We start from the raw sequence: 13,775 nt of genomic DNA, 5'->3' as shown, positions 1-13,775 counted from the left end.
TCTTGCTGGGAACTCTGCCTTCCCATACCTGCATATATCCGGCTTGTGATTGAAATCCCCGCAATGATCCAAACGGCTGATCAGATCATCCAACTGGACCCTGAATTCATCAAGACAATATTTCTATCGTTTGTCTCACTTGAACTTCAAAAAAGCCCATCGCGATGACACAAAATGAAGGCTGCAATCAATATTTTTCTCTTCCACCCGTTTCATATTTCTTGATCTTTCTCATCAAACCTCTGTACATCGGATCCCTTAACAGATGTATCATGTCACGGCTGATCGGGTATTCTGACATAAACTCCGGATCCTCCGCAAAAATTTTTTCCTGTTCCTCATCTGTCAGATGGATTGTGTACTCCTCGTAGAAATCCATATCATCGCCCAGTATGAACTTTTCAAATCTTTCCTGTTGTTCTTTTGTCCATTTCATTTCTCTAATATTGTAGTCTTTTTAGCGACTATAGTCAATAAAACAACCACATACTATCCTTTAACCATAGGAGGTATGCCATGATTGATTACAGTCCTTTCTGGGAAACATTAAAGAAATCAAACGAGTCAACATATACATTGATCAACAAGCACCATATCTCCAGTTCTACGATTGATAAGCTGCGGAAGAACAAACCGTTGAATACTACAACGCTGAATGATCTCTGCCGTATTCTGGATTGTGATATTCAGGAGATTTGCAGATATATTCCAAGTGATACAGACCAGTCATTATAAAATTCATTTTACCGGCGAAAAAGCCCTGACAGTTTTTCTGATAACTGCCAGGGCTTTCTATTTTGAAAATATTTAACTTATGCTTTTGTAACAGTAATTCGATTATATGGTTTCAGGTTCCTGTCCATGTACTACACCATTTTTATTTTTGTATCCTGGCACTACACCATTTACTACACCATTTTTCTAAAAAACTACACCATTTTGCGATAAGTTATGATACTTTCCCGATCATCCCCTGTCGCTCCTATCCCTTGCAGATCAAGGCTTTCCGGGCACTCCTGTCCCCTATTTCTCCTCACACACCTGAAAAATATAAAACTTCAAATAATACGATTCATCCGCCGCCCACAGGATCGGATGATCCGGAGACTGCGTCCTGAATTCCACCTGACGGAGCCTTACATGCACATTTTTCGCAGCCTGAGCGATTGTCTTCGTAAACAGCTCATAGTCCATGAAATGAGAACAGGAACAGGTTGCAAGAAAACCACCGTCTTTTACCAGCTTCATGCCACGCAGGTTGATTTCCCGGTAGCCTTTCACCGCATTTTTAATCGAACTTCTGGACTTCGTAAACGCCGGCGGATCCAGAATCACAACATCATACTTTTCTCCCTGCTTCTCCAGCTCCGGAAGCAGTTCAAACACGTCCCGGCTGATAAATTTCACCCGGTCGGAAAGCCCGTTCAGATCCGCATTCTCCCTGGCCTGATTTACCGCCAGATCCGACGCATCCACACCAAGCACACTCTCCGCACCCGCAATTCCCGCATTCAGTGCAAACGATCCGGTATGTGTAAAACAATCCAGCACCTTTGCATTCTTACAGAGCTTCTGAATCGCCAGACGATTATACTTCTGATCCAGGAAAAATCCGGTCTTCTGGCCATCCTTCACATCCACAATATAACGGACACCATTCTCCACGATCTCAACATTCGTATCAAATTCCTCTCCGAGGAATCCTTTCACCTTTTTCAGTCCTTCCTTCTCTCTCTCCTTCGCGTCACTGCGCTCATACACACCGCGGATCCTGATACCATCCTCCAAAAGAATCTCCCGGAGCAGCTCAATCAACAGTTCCTTATATCGGTCAATTCCCAGAGCAAGCGCCTGAAACACCAGCACATCCAAGAACTTATCAATCACCATGCCCGGAAGAAAATCCGCCTCGCCAAACACAATCCGGCAGCTCGATGTATCCACCGTCTTCTTCCGATACTCCCATGCATCTTTCAGGCGCATACGGAAAAACTCCTCATCAATCTCCTGATCAATATTCCTCGTCAGCATCCGCACACGAATCTTTGAATGCCGGTTAATAAATCCCCTGCCCATCGGATACCCGTCAAAATCATGGACAAGCACGATATCCCCATCATCAAACTCACCCAATACACTATCGATCTCATTATCAAAAATCCAGGCACCACCGGACTTCAACATCCGGCCCTCCCCTTTTTTCAACGTCACAACAGCAAAACTCATATCTCAATCTCCCATCTTTCACTTTCAATTCTCCCTTATCATATCACATCCCCCTGCTCCCGTCTCCCATTTCCATATATTCCGAATCTTCTGAAAATTCACCATCGGGGACAGGTCAAAATCCATTAAAAACCACCCCAATCCCAGAAAACACAACACTTTCAAAAACATTCTACAATTTCGCCAACGGGGACGTGTTCCGATGCATCGGAACACGTCCCCGTTAATGAAAAATTATATAATTTCTACTACTTCGTAGCCTGCTTTTTTGACGGCGTTCCGGATGTCGTCGTCTGAGATCTGACGGTCGTAGGATACGATGGCCTGTGATTTTTTGAAGCTTACTTTGGCGGCTGCGCCGTCGATTCTGTTGATGGATCTGGTCACGTTTTCTGCGCAGTGTTCGCAGTGCATGCCGGAGATTTTTACTGTTTTTTCTCCGATTTTTGGATGCTGCAGTTTCTTTTCTTCGGTTTTGATCAGTCCTTTGCTTCCTCCTCCGCAGCAGGCTCCTTCGCCTTTGAAGTGTTTAATGGTTCCTTTGACTGCGAAAATGATGATAACTAATACGATGAGTAAGATAATGATGTCTACCATATTTTTACTCCTTTATTTCTTCTTTTACATTTTGGGAAAAAATCTCCGTAATAACTTTAAATATCCGTACTGAATATCTGTAATCTGCTGTCTGTTCTATCGGTTTTTCCGTTTTTTTCTGATCCAGAGAACCAGCTGGTAAATTCCCATCGCAATGAGATAGATGAGAATGAATGCGCCGATGGCATAGAGCATGGAGTTTGTATCGCCCATTTTTCTACCTTCTTTCCTGAACAATCGGGCTGTTTTCATTCGGCTGTTTATTTCTTTTTCTGATAGAGGGAAGCGCTGCAGCCCGCGCAGGAACCGGAGCAGCCGCTGCATCCTGCGCAGCCTCCTTTCCCGCTCTTTTTATCCTGATGTTTTCTGTAAATAATATATCCGCAATATCCAAGTACCAGTGCAAGGATAATGATATCGGCAATACCTGCTATCATGGTTTTGTTCCCTCCTTCTATTCATATGTGTTTGTATGTTCTTTCTGAATTGTTTAATAATAATTTCTTGAAATGTTCATGAAAGCCGGCCATGGTAAATCATAGCCAGCTTTCTTTATTATACCTCTTATCTTGCTGCCTGAACAGAAGTTTTGGTATAGACTTTCTGGTTTTTGTACGGATCCGGTCTGAACAGTAAAACCAGGAAAATGATTGCTACGATAAATCCGGCTGCTGTTCCGATTCCGAATGCTCCACCCATTACAAAGCTTCCGATCTGGTATACGCTTAAGCATACAAGGTATGCGAATATATTCTGGAATGCGATTGCAAACCAGAACCATTTTCTGGACTGCATCTGCTGCGCCATTGTGGCAATCGCTGCAAGGCACGGAGAGTCAAGCAGGTTGAACAGCAGGAAAGAGAATGCCGCGATGGTTGTCGGGAACCATGCTGCCACGCCCTGTGCAACGTTAACTGCATCTTCGGTATCCCCTGCTACGTTCGCAAGAACACCCATCGTGGATACGATCGCTTCTTTTGCTGTGAATCCGGACAGGGATGCTGCCACCGGCTGCCATTCCCCAAAGCCGAGTGGTGCAAAAAGCGGAGCGATCACGCCGCCGATTGCCGCAAGGAGACTGTTGTTGCTGTCCTCTACCATTCCGAATCCTCCGTCTGCAAATCCGAATCCTCCGAGGAACCACATCACTACACATGCGAGGAAGAGAATCGTTCCGGCTTTAATAATGAAGCCTTTCAGTCTTTCCCATACATGCATCAGTACTGTCTTTGCAGACGGAATGTGGTACTGTGGAAGCTCCATTACGAACGGAGCCGGCTTTCCGGAAAACGGTTTTGTCTTCTTTAAAATGATTGCGGATACAAGTACCGCCAGAATTCCGATGAAGTACATCAGTGGAGCAACAAATCCGCCTGCCACATAGCTTCCTGTCGCATAGCTTGCCATAACGCCTCCCATAAGGGCAATAACCGGAAGTTTTGCTCCGCATGGGATGAAGGTTGCTGTCATAATAGTAAGTCGTCTGTCATTATCCTGCTCGATAGTCTTGGAGGCCATGATTCCCGGGATACCGCATCCCGAAGAGATCAGAAGCGGAATAAAGCTCTTTCCTGAAAGTCCGAAGTGACGGAAAATACGGTCCATAACGAATGCGATACGAACCATGTATCCGCAGTCCTCAAGGAGAGACAGGAACAGGAAGAGAATTGCCATCTGCGGTACAAATCCGAGTACCGCGCCGACACCGCCGATAATGCCGTCTACAACAAGCCCTGTCACAAGATCTCCTGCGCCGATCGCGCCAAGCCCGGATGAAACCGCATCCTGAATTGCCACTACAAAAACGTCATTCGTCCAGTCTGTTACAATCGTACCGATTGTCGTAACGGAAATGTAGTACACAACCGCCATAACTATAAGGAAAATCGGAATACCGAGAATACGGTTTGTCACAATCCGGTCGATCTTGTCAGAGACAGTAAGCTGTCCTTTTGCCTTTTTCACAGTAGATGCTACAAGCTTCTGTATGTAATTATAGCGTCCATCGGTAATGATACTTTCCATATCATCATCGTGTACTTTTTCCAGTTCTTTTGCCTCTGTCTCTGCCTGATTTAATACTGCATGTGGAAACTTCTTGTTTTCTTTGACTTTGCTGTCGCGCTCCAGAAGTTTCACCGCATACCATCTTTTCTTGTTTTCACTGATAGAATCCGGCAGCATTCCCTGCACGTCAGAAACCGCTTTTTCAATATCTTCTTCAAAGATTTCTCCCGGAAGCTTGTGTTCGGACTTTTTCGCAACTTTCACGGCTTCGTCAATCACTTCATTCAATCCTGTGCCTTTTAAGGCGGATGTTTCAATAATCGGGCAGCCAATCAGCATGCTCAGTCTTTTTACGTCGATTTTAATATTGTTCTTTGCCAGAAGATCGCTCATGTTTAACGCGATTACAACCGGAATTCCTGTCTCGATGAGCTGTGTTGTCAGATACAGGTTTCTCTCAATGTTTGTCGCGTCTACCAGATCAATAATGACATCCGGATCTTCATTCAAAAGATAATCACGGCTGACAACTTCCTCCAGTGTATATGGTGAAAGAGAATAGATTCCAGGAAGGTCTGTTACGATCACTTCCTCCTTCCCTTTTCTGCTCTTCACCTTTCCTTCTTTTTTCTCAACGGTAACGCCAGGCCAGTTCCCAACGTATTGATTCGCTCCCGTCAAGGCATTGAACATCGTCGTCTTACCACAGTTCGGGTTTCCGGCGAGCGCAATTTTTACTGCCATAAATCCTACCTCCTCAAGTTAGTTACTATTAACTTATGTTTAAAAAAATTTTGTTAGTTTTACTTAACCTGTACGCACTCTGCATCATTTTTTCTTACAGAGAGTTCGTATCCCCTCACAGTAATTTCTACAGGATCTCCAAGAGGCGCCACTTTTCTGATATAAATTTCGCTCCCTTTTGTAATTCCCATATCCATGATCCGGCGCTTATACGCCCCGTCTCCTTCAATTTTGGTTACTACTACTGTTGAACCTACTTCTGCATCTTTTAATGTCATCTGTCTTCTCCTTCCTATAGGTTAAAACAGCCGGTGTTTTCCGCCAGCTATACCATAATACGTTTAGCCATGTCTTCATTGATTGCGACTCTGGAATCCTTGATATTTACAATCAGGTTCCCATTTAATTTAGAAATCACACTGACTTCCGCATTTTCGACAAACCCAAGTCCGGCCAGGAATCTTTTTGTTTCCTCGGCTCCGCCCACGCGTTTAATCCAGGCCTTATCACCCTGCTGTAAAAAAATCAATGGCTGCATAGAATCCCCTCCGCTTATTAGAATCTTTTTCCTTCCGGAAAATGGTTAGCATTTTCTAACTGTTATCAAGTTTACTACCACTAACTTCCTTTGTCAAGCATGTGTTTATACTTTTTTAATAATTTAAGAATTTTATGTTTCCTGTTCAATCGGTCATGAATCCGCTTTCTCTTCGGGGCTGTCAAATACATGGTATTTATCAAAAAGACGCTGTAATTACAGACTCCTGTCCATGATTACAACGCCTTTTCCACTGTGTCTGTTTTCTTTGCGGTATCTATCCTACCAAAACGTGGATCGCTTTTTCCAGATCATAAAATTCGGACTGTACTTCCAGATTCTCCACAATCTTAACCTGTGCTTCCTCTGTCAGTGCCAGCACCTGATGCCAGATCCCTTTCTTCAGGCATACCGGCTTGTCCAGTATAAATGCTTCGTATTCTTCCGGATTTTCATGCGTTGCTACCACAAGAACTGTCAGCCCATGCAGCGGTTCAAAACTTTCCCGGGATGTCGGGTGACACTCCATCCGTTGGATTTCTTTGTTTGTATACCGGAACACGGCAAGCCTCCATGGTTCCTTCTCTTCTGTAGTAATAATACAGAATGTTTCTTCTATGCCGGCCGGAAATTCCAGGACCTCTCCATATGGTAAAAATGTTTCTCTTTGAACATACTGTAATGTTTTCATTCTTCTCCTCCTTCTATTTCAAGGTCATTTTCCGGTACATCCGTGCATTTTGATGATTGGCATCGTATGACAGCGCCTTGTCAAAAAATCCTTCTGCCTTTTGAAGTTCGCCCAGTCCCAGAGAAGAAAGCCCCATTAAATACCAGCAGTGAGCCTTGTTTTTCCTGTTCAGGTCATCTTCAAAAATCAGAAAATCCGGAAGGGAAACCGCAAAATACTCAATCCGCATTTCATCATTCAGATGTTGTTCCCCGTAATCAAGCAGCTTAAAGAACCGTGATCTGGCTTCCTTTTCCTTACCCAGCTCCCGTTTTGCCAGTCCTTGATACAAAATCATATCCGCCGGCTGATCATAGTAATACATTACTCCGGCAGGTTCGATGTCTCCCAGAGAAGCCCGTTCAAAGTATCCGTGCGCCTCCTGCTCTTTTCCAAGCGCCTTATTGCAAATTCCCAGATAATAGTAAATATGATTATCTTTCGTTCCCTCCAGACGTCCTTCTCCAAGATTTTCAGGATACCTGAGCGCCTTCTCAAGATAGTCCTTTGCCTGTCCGTATTCTTTTACATCAATACATTCTTTTGCCATCTCAAGAAGTGCAATCTTATACTGAGTCGTAATTTTTCCTTCTGCTCCTTCCCATGGACGAAATGTGTGGGACATAATTGATTCATATGCTTTCTTGTAGTTTCCGAGCAGATTTTGTAATGTAATATATTCAATCCGTACGTCATCTCTTTCTTCTATGACTTCCGGATGCTTTTCATAATTCTGGATCCGCTGTTCAAACGGGACTTCCAGCTTTTTATATAACTGATCCAGTTCCAGGAACACCCGTGCATCTGTCTCGTCCAGTTCATATGCCCGCTCCAGCTCTTCCTGTGCTCTCGCCGGATCCTTTTTCTTATTATAATAAGCAATCGCCAGATTTCTATGAACCGTCGGGAAACTGTCATCCCGCTTTTCTGATTCCTCCCATAAAGCAACAGCCCGGTCAAACTGCAGCTTGTCATAATAAAGATTTCCCAGATAATAGTATGCTTTTGCTCCATCACTGCAGGCTGCGATCGCATCCTTCAATACTGCAATATCTTCCAGCTTGTTCGGGAAACAGTAAAGCGGACTGCATGTTTCAGCTGTTTCATAAACCGCTTTCGCTTCCGTGGTACTGCCCATGCAGTGCAGATAATACCCTTTGTAATAGTAAAGCATCGGCTTTTCTTCCGTACATTGTGCCAGAATCGCAACCGCTTCCTCATAATTTCCGGATTCTGCATAGTCTCTGGCTGCCTGCAAATAGGATTCCCCAAAGTTTCTCATCCGCTTATTCATCTCAGCGAGTGCATCCGGACTGTCCTTTTCCAATAAAGCATTCTCAAACATAGACACAAAGTCGAACGGATCCACCTTCAGATTTTCTTCGATCTGCCGCTTTGCTTCTTCCTGTTTCCCAAGCTTTCGCAATATCACTGCTTTCAGACCTCTTGCTTTGATATTATGCACATTTTTCACCAGCCCCTTGTTGACGAACTCCAACGCAGCCTCATAATGCCCTCTTCTCGACTCAATCGCCGCCAGATAATAAAAGGACATTTCCTGCTGTTCATTTGACCAGGTTGCCTTATAAAATGCGTCAAAAGCTTTTTCCATTTTCCCCTGATAAAACAATGCCAGTCCCAGATTATAGTACGGCTCACTGTCATATGGATTCGGATTTTTCCAGGTCAACCTCTGCAACGCCTTCCGGAAACAGGATTCAGCCTCCTCAAAACATCCTCTTCGCATCAGCAGAAGTCCATATGCGTTATTGATTCGTATATCACCCGGATCCCTTTTTAATCCTTCCAGATAGTATGGATCCGGCAGATACGTCGCATGCCGGTACTGCTCAATGTGCTGTCCGGTGAGGAACAGTTCCTCATTTGTCATAATCTCTTCCGGATCTTTTGCCGCCTCCGCCGGCTTTGCAAGCTCCGGAATTCCAGCATCTTCCGGCCGGTACTCAACAAGCAGCTCTTCTCCTGAAAATACCTGTACTTTGAGATCTGATTCTTTTTCCACCGTAATGTCCAGCACCTTCTCATAAATATCTACCGGCGAGACCATACAACGTTCCGAATAGATTCTTTCTCCTTGTTTTGTCACCACAATTTCCGCGTCATCATATGGCTGTGTACCATATACGCAGACATACAGGCCCTCTTTTCGTACTTCCATATTTAAAGCTGCATGAATCGACGCATTTTTTACCGGTCCGACCTTTTTGTACGGCATGAAATACTGGCAGAAGGTCTTCTCTTCAAACGGCTTTAACCATGTAAAATCCGGCTGATTGTCCGTATATACTCCCGTCATCAGCTCAATATACGGTCCATCCTCGTCCGTCAGATTCCGGTCCCATGCTTTTCCGAATTCCCCGCATCCCCAGGTCCACTGCTTCTTGCCCGGCGAAATGTGGTGGTCTGCCACATGCAGAATTCCAGCCTCTTTCTGATAATCATAGCCTCCCACGAAATCATAGTCAGACTTTTCTGCCATATAAGAAGTTGGCACAGGAATATTTTTATATCGTGAAATGTCAACTCCCTCACTGTAATCGTGTTTATAATACACCCCGTTGGCAATCGGGAAACGGGAAACATCTCTTTTTCCATGATCCATTACCGAATGTACATCCGGCGGAAAGATTGACTGCGTGTAGTCGTTAACCGCAACGGCCGGATTTGCCCACCACAGAAAGGTCTGCGGCAGCGCGGTCCGATTGTAAAGCTGTCCTCTGATTTCAATGTACGCCTTATCCGGATACAGCGTAAATCCTGCAATTCCTTTTGTCCCATACATCTGATCCACATCATTGACAAGAAGCGTCTTACTTCCATCTTCATGTTCCTGAATCAGATAATCTACCGGCATGAATGTCGTCGGCCGGTGATGCTGCGGCCAGTTGAATTCAATTCCTCCGGATATCCATGGTCCCAGAAGTCCGACCAGCGCCGGCTTAATGACACGGTTATAATATACAAAATCATATTCGTTCGTCTTATCATAGGCCCTCTGGATCCGTCCGCCAAGTTCCGGAAGAATCATCACTTTAATATACTGATTCTCAAGAAATACTGCCTTGTAAACTTTATCTGTCTTTTCCTGACTGATCTTTTCTATCGTCGGATAAGGATACACCTTTCCACTGCTGCCCTGATAGACTCTCTTTTCCAGAAACATCGGGTTTTTATCCGGTTCCCCAATCTCGTAGGCAGGAATGACTACCTCTTCTTCCCAGATCTTTACTTCCTCCATATTGATACTCCTCGTCTGCATTTATTATTTTAACCATATTGTAATATGCATTTTCCGCGAAATCATTATTGTTTCTTGTTCATCTATTTAAAAAAATTGCTGTTTCTTTTGCGTTTTACAGATAATTGCTTTACAATAGCATTAAAAGAAATGGAGGTATCATATGCGTTCTACCGAATTCAAAGTTTCACCTCAGTCAGACTACTATGTCTACACCCCAAGCGCCCTTGCCCGAAAGCTCTACCTCTATCCGCTCCTGACCGGATATTTTATCTATGAGCCGGGTTATTTCATAGAAAGAAATCATTTTGACAATTTTCTGATCATGTATATTTCAAAAGGAACCTGCACTGTTTCGGCTGGCTCACAATCCTATACCGCCTCAGCCGGACAGTTTGTTCTGCTGGACTGCTACCACCCTCACAGCTATGGCAGTGAGGATTCCTGGGAGGCTGTCTGGCTGCATTTTGACGGTCCTCTCGCCCGCGCTTACCATGATGAAATTCTGTCTGAATGCGGTCCTGTTATTGCCCCTGCGCATCCGGAAGTTCCAGGCGGCCTGCTCTCCCGGATTTATGAAATCTTCCGCACTTCTTCTCCGCTGGAAGAACATGCTCTCTCCGATTATATTACCCGTATTTTAAACAGTCTTCTCTTTTCCGGGCAGAGCAAAAAGAGAAGCGCCCTTCGCACTTCCTCTATTGCGGATACCATCACCTATATAAATGAACACTTTCATGAATCCCTCACGCTGACTACACTTGCAAAACAGGCGAATGTCAGTCCATACCATTTCACAAGGATCTTCGCAAAAGAAACCGGGATGACACCCCACCATTATCTGATCGCCACCCGGATTTCCGCAGCAAAATTTCTTTTAAAATCTTCCGGCACTTCCATAAAAGAAATTGCGTTTCGTACAGGATTTCAGAGCGAAACCAGTTTTTGTAATACCTTCAAAAAATGGGAAGGATGCACTCCAAGCCAGTATCGCTCAAGCGGCACCCTCTCCCCTTCCGCCTTCTGAACATAAAAATCGGGAATGATTCCAATAAACCATTCCCGATTTAATAAAGTTTCTTTATTTTATTCTGCCTGAGGCACCTTTTGTTCCCCTGCTTTCTTTTTCCACAGGTTCACGACAATAATTCCCGTACATACCAGCAACAGTGCCAGCAGATTTTTTGCGGAAAATGCCTGGCCACCTTCTCCAAGAAGCAACGCTGATAAGAGTACCCCGATCACCGGATTGGTGAAGCCGTAAATCGCTACGCGGGACACCGGATTGTATTTCAGAAGAATGCCCCAGAGCGCATAAGCCATGGCGGATAAAAATCCGAGATACAAAAGCAGAAGGGATGACTGTAAGGTAAATCCTGACAACCGTCCGCCTGTTGCAAATCCAAGCACGGAAAGGATCAGTCCTCCCACAAGGAACTGATAGCCGCTTAACATGACCGGATCATCCTGCTGCGAATATTTCTTCAGATAGATAGATGAGAGCGCATAAAATAATGCCGCAATAAAGACAAATCCCTCTCCATTAAGGTGCATCTGTGTTCCGATGGAACCCCCTCCAAGATTTGCTACAACGACACCGGCAAGACCGACCACACACCCAATCATGGTCGGAAGCGTCATTTTTTCCTGGCGGAAGATGAAGCAGGCAATCAGAATCGTCAGAAGACTGTTTGTTCCCGTGATGATCGATCCGGTTACTCCGCTTGAGTGTGCCAGTCCAACATAGAAGAAGAGGTACTGGATGACCGTCTGCATCATACACAGCTTCAGAATATTTCCAATGGAACTTTTTTTCGGAAGCAGTACTCTTCTTTCTATGATGCTTTCAAATACAATGCTCAGCACGCCGGCAAGTGTAAATCTCACCCCCGCAAATAAAATCTGTGTGCTGACATCATCCGCGGCGATATTCAACAGCTTATATCCGATTTTAATGCACGGAAAAGCACTTCCCCACAACGCACAGCTGATGATGGCCCCGATGGCCACCACCCATCCGTTGGTCAAAAGCTTTTCTTTTTTCATGTTGTTTTTTCCTCATTCCTATTTCTTTTTCTTCAGCATTTCCTGTACCTGCTTTAACGCTTCGGCATATCTCTTCGATACCGTATTCGGATTTCGGTGCAGCAGTCTTGCGGAACGTCTTGCCGCCCGGTTCGTCAGCGATCCGATGTTCTTAAATTCCTGCTCGATCTGTGTTTTAATTTTCTGAAGCTCTTCCCGCTTCTCCAGACCGGCATCTATGGACTCGTTGACTCTGTCAATAAGCTCCACAAGCATCATACGACGGTTTTCTCTCTGCCGTTCGATCATTCCTTCCAGGAATTCTTTCCGGGACATCTTTCGTTCTTCCCGTTTCATCTGATACTGCATCAGTCCATCCTCCGCAAATGCGGAAACAACTTCGAGACGCTTCTGCAGTCTTTGGATCTTTTCGTTGCTGTCGCTTAACCGGATCAGCATATCCCGCAGGTCCATTGCCTCGCTGAAGGACAGAGTAAAGTCCACAGCAAACGCGGAGGAACAGACAACAGATACTACTTCTGCAATCCGTTCCGGAATCTGGAGAACCAGATTTTCAATCGGTACATGGATCACCCGCACAAGAAGCACAGAAAACACACCCCAGCCAAGCGAAACCGGGAGACAGATATAGCCCTTCAGATTCAGCGGCATATGGCTGTAGTCCCAGTACCGTACCCGGAAAAGCCGCTCCATGCAGGCCCCTGTCACGTATTCCAGAATGGTTGCCCCTGTCATTCCGAAAATAAATATCAGAATCACCTGATCTCTCACTCCAATTGTACATAAAAGCACGATAATCGCACCGCTTCCATAAATGGGCAGCATCGGTCCGTGCAGGAATCCTCTGTTAATCCATTCCCTCTTCTTTATGGAAACATAGCAGCTCTCCCATACCCATCCGAGAAAACAGTAAATGAAGAAAAACAGCAGCCACTGAATAAAGGTATATTGATAGGTCAATCGCATTTTCCTCCTTATTAATTGTCAACCCCGTTTTTTCCGCACAGATCACTTAAACAGCATTTGTCACAGTACGGCTTTGTTCTTGCTGTACAGACATCCCGCCCATGGTAAACAAGACGGTGGCAGAAACTGCTCCCCTCTTCCGGCGGCACCAGTTTCCAGAGCTCCATCTCTACTTTTTTCGGCTCCTTGATGCCATCCACAATACCGATTCTGTTTACCAGACGAATACAATGCGTGTCGGTCACAATGGCAGGTTTTCCGAAGACGTCTCCCATAATCAGGTTTGCACTTTTTCTGCCGACACCCGGGAGTTTCAACAGGGCGTCAAAATCGTCCGGAACCTGTCCGCCGTACTCGTCTCTCAGGATCTTCATACAGGCGCTGATATCTCTTGCCTTACTCTTTCCTAATCCACACGGACGCACAATTTCTTCAATCTTTTCCACAGGTGCATCCGCCACTGCGTTGATATCCGGATATTGGGCATACAGATCCTGCACCACCACATTGACTCTCGCATCGGTGCACTGTGCCGCCAGCCGGACACTGATCAGAAGCTTCCACGCCTCATTGTAATCCAGCGTGCAGTCCGCGTCCGGATATTCTTTTCTCAATCTTTCAATTACTTCTAATGTCAGCTCTTTTTTGGTCATTTTTTCACT

14 protein-coding genes are annotated in these 13,775 nt (G+C 45.0%); 2 read left to right on the top strand and 12 right to left on the bottom strand.

The genetic code is table 11. From position 1 onward, the window contains the following. Positions 1–187: 187 nt before the first annotated feature. Complete coding sequence (locus tag B5E64_RS01820) at positions 188–436, bottom strand: hypothetical protein (protein ID WP_087166807.1); 249 nt, start codon at positions 434–436, stop codon at positions 188–190. Between the two features lie 80 nt (positions 437–516). On the opposite strand from B5E64_RS01820, the gene B5E64_RS01815 reads away from it, so the two are divergent. Further along, the gene (locus tag B5E64_RS01815; protein ID WP_076780376.1) at positions 517–735 is read left to right on the top strand and encodes a helix-turn-helix transcriptional regulator; all 219 of its coding nucleotides are present in this window, start codon (positions 517–519) and stop codon (positions 733–735) included. Positions 736–1,023: 288 nt separating this feature from the next. Here the strand turns inward: B5E64_RS01815 and B5E64_RS01810 are convergent, their stop codons facing one another. The 8 genes from B5E64_RS01810 to B5E64_RS01775 form a co-directional block, all read right to left on the bottom strand. After that, complete coding sequence (locus B5E64_RS01810) at positions 1,024–2,226, bottom strand: class I SAM-dependent rRNA methyltransferase (RefSeq protein ID WP_087166806.1); 1,203 nt, start codon at positions 2,224–2,226, stop codon at positions 1,024–1,026. 234 nt (positions 2,227–2,460) lie between these two features. Beyond that, positions 2,461–2,823 (bottom strand): heavy-metal-associated domain-containing protein, encoded by a 363-nt coding sequence (locus B5E64_RS01805; RefSeq protein WP_087166805.1) that lies wholly within the window; start codon positions 2,821–2,823, stop codon positions 2,461–2,463. Between the two features lie 260 nt (positions 2,824–3,083). After that, a complete protein-coding gene (locus tag B5E64_RS01800; RefSeq protein WP_087166804.1) occupies positions 3,084–3,260 on the bottom strand; it encodes a FeoB-associated Cys-rich membrane protein in 177 nt (58 codons plus the stop codon). Positions 3,261–3,387: 127 nt separating this feature from the next. Further along, positions 3,388–5,574 (bottom strand): ferrous iron transport protein B, encoded by a 2,187-nt coding sequence (gene feoB / locus B5E64_RS01795; RefSeq protein WP_087166803.1) that lies wholly within the window; start codon positions 5,572–5,574, stop codon positions 3,388–3,390. 59 nt (positions 5,575–5,633) lie between these two features. Next, positions 5,634–5,852, bottom strand: coding sequence for a ferrous iron transport protein A (locus tag B5E64_RS01790; protein ID WP_087166802.1), 219 nt, complete (start codon positions 5,850–5,852; stop codon positions 5,634–5,636). Positions 5,853–5,899: 47 nt separating this feature from the next. Then, positions 5,900–6,112 carry a FeoA family protein gene (locus tag B5E64_RS01785; RefSeq protein ID WP_087166801.1) on the bottom strand — a complete coding sequence of 71 codons (213 nt, stop codon included), beginning with the start codon at positions 6,110–6,112 and terminating at the stop codon, positions 5,900–5,902. Positions 6,113–6,389: 277 nt separating this feature from the next. After that, positions 6,390–6,803: an ureidoglycolate lyase gene (locus tag B5E64_RS01780; RefSeq protein ID WP_087166800.1), complete on the bottom strand. Its 414-nt coding sequence runs from the start codon at positions 6,801–6,803 to the stop codon at positions 6,390–6,392. A gap of 13 nt (positions 6,804–6,816) precedes the next feature. Next, positions 6,817–10,101, bottom strand: a complete 3,285-nt coding sequence (locus B5E64_RS01775; RefSeq protein WP_087166799.1) for a DUF5107 domain-containing protein — start codon at positions 10,099–10,101, stop codon at positions 6,817–6,819. A gap of 163 nt (positions 10,102–10,264) precedes the next feature. On the opposite strand from B5E64_RS01775, the gene B5E64_RS01770 reads away from it, so the two are divergent. Next, entirely contained in the window at positions 10,265–11,128 is an 864-nt protein-coding gene (locus tag B5E64_RS01770) for an AraC family transcriptional regulator (RefSeq protein ID WP_087166798.1), read from the top strand. 59 nt (positions 11,129–11,187) lie between these two features. On the opposite strand, the gene B5E64_RS01765 is transcribed toward B5E64_RS01770, so the two are convergent. From B5E64_RS01765 to nth, 3 genes are read right to left on the bottom strand one after another with little or no spacing between them, the layout of a single operon-like run. After that, positions 11,188–12,147 carry a DMT family transporter gene (locus B5E64_RS01765; RefSeq protein ID WP_087166797.1) on the bottom strand — a complete coding sequence of 320 codons (960 nt, stop codon included), beginning with the start codon at positions 12,145–12,147 and terminating at the stop codon, positions 11,188–11,190. A gap of 18 nt (positions 12,148–12,165) precedes the next feature. Continuing rightward, positions 12,166–13,107 carry a putative ABC transporter permease gene (locus B5E64_RS01760; RefSeq protein WP_242960055.1) on the bottom strand — a complete coding sequence of 314 codons (942 nt, stop codon included), beginning with the start codon at positions 13,105–13,107 and terminating at the stop codon, positions 12,166–12,168. A 17-nt stretch (positions 13,108–13,124) separates the two neighbouring features. Beyond that, positions 13,125–13,766, bottom strand: a complete 642-nt coding sequence (gene nth, locus B5E64_RS01755) for an endonuclease III (protein WP_087166795.1) — start codon at positions 13,764–13,766, stop codon at positions 13,125–13,127. Between the last annotated feature and the right edge of the window lie 9 nt (positions 13,767–13,775).

This window comes from Drancourtella sp. An12, from assembly GCF_002160935.1.
Taxonomy (GTDB): domain Bacteria; phylum Bacillota; class Clostridia; order Lachnospirales; family Lachnospiraceae; genus Sellimonas; species Sellimonas catena.
This window is presented reverse-complemented; position numbering and strand designations above follow the sequence as displayed.

Coding starts and splice junctions, on each gene's coding strand:
- B5E64_RS01765 (WP_087166797.1), bottom strand. CDS start 12,147: ATGAAAAAAGAAAAGCTTTTGACCAACGGATGGGTGGTGGCCATCGGG.
- feoB (WP_087166803.1), bottom strand. CDS start 5,574: ATGGCAGTAAAAATTGCGCTCGCCGGAAACCCGAACTGTGGTAAGACG.
- B5E64_RS01780 (WP_087166800.1), bottom strand. CDS start 6,803: ATGAAAACATTACAGTATGTTCAAAGAGAAACATTTTTACCATATGGA.
- B5E64_RS01815 (WP_076780376.1), top strand. CDS start 517: ATGATTGATTACAGTCCTTTCTGGGAAACATTAAAGAAATCAAACGAG.
- B5E64_RS01820 (WP_087166807.1), bottom strand. CDS start 436: ATGAAATGGACAAAAGAACAACAGGAAAGATTTGAAAAGTTCATACTG.
- B5E64_RS01800 (WP_087166804.1), bottom strand. CDS start 3,260: ATGATAGCAGGTATTGCCGATATCATTATCCTTGCACTGGTACTTGGA.
- B5E64_RS01770 (WP_087166798.1), top strand. CDS start 10,265: ATGCGTTCTACCGAATTCAAAGTTTCACCTCAGTCAGACTACTATGTC.
- B5E64_RS01775 (WP_087166799.1), bottom strand. CDS start 10,101: ATGGAGGAAGTAAAGATCTGGGAAGAAGAGGTAGTCATTCCTGCCTAC.
- B5E64_RS01805 (WP_087166805.1), bottom strand. CDS start 2,823: ATGGTAGACATCATTATCTTACTCATCGTATTAGTTATCATCATTTTC.
- B5E64_RS01810 (WP_087166806.1), bottom strand. CDS start 2,226: ATGAGTTTTGCTGTTGTGACGTTGAAAAAAGGGGAGGGCCGGATGTTG.
- nth (WP_087166795.1), bottom strand. CDS start 13,766: ATGACCAAAAAAGAGCTGACATTAGAAGTAATTGAAAGATTGAGAAAA.
- B5E64_RS01790 (WP_087166802.1), bottom strand. CDS start 5,852: ATGACATTAAAAGATGCAGAAGTAGGTTCAACAGTAGTAGTAACCAAA.
- B5E64_RS01785 (WP_087166801.1), bottom strand. CDS start 6,112: ATGCAGCCATTGATTTTTTTACAGCAGGGTGATAAGGCCTGGATTAAA.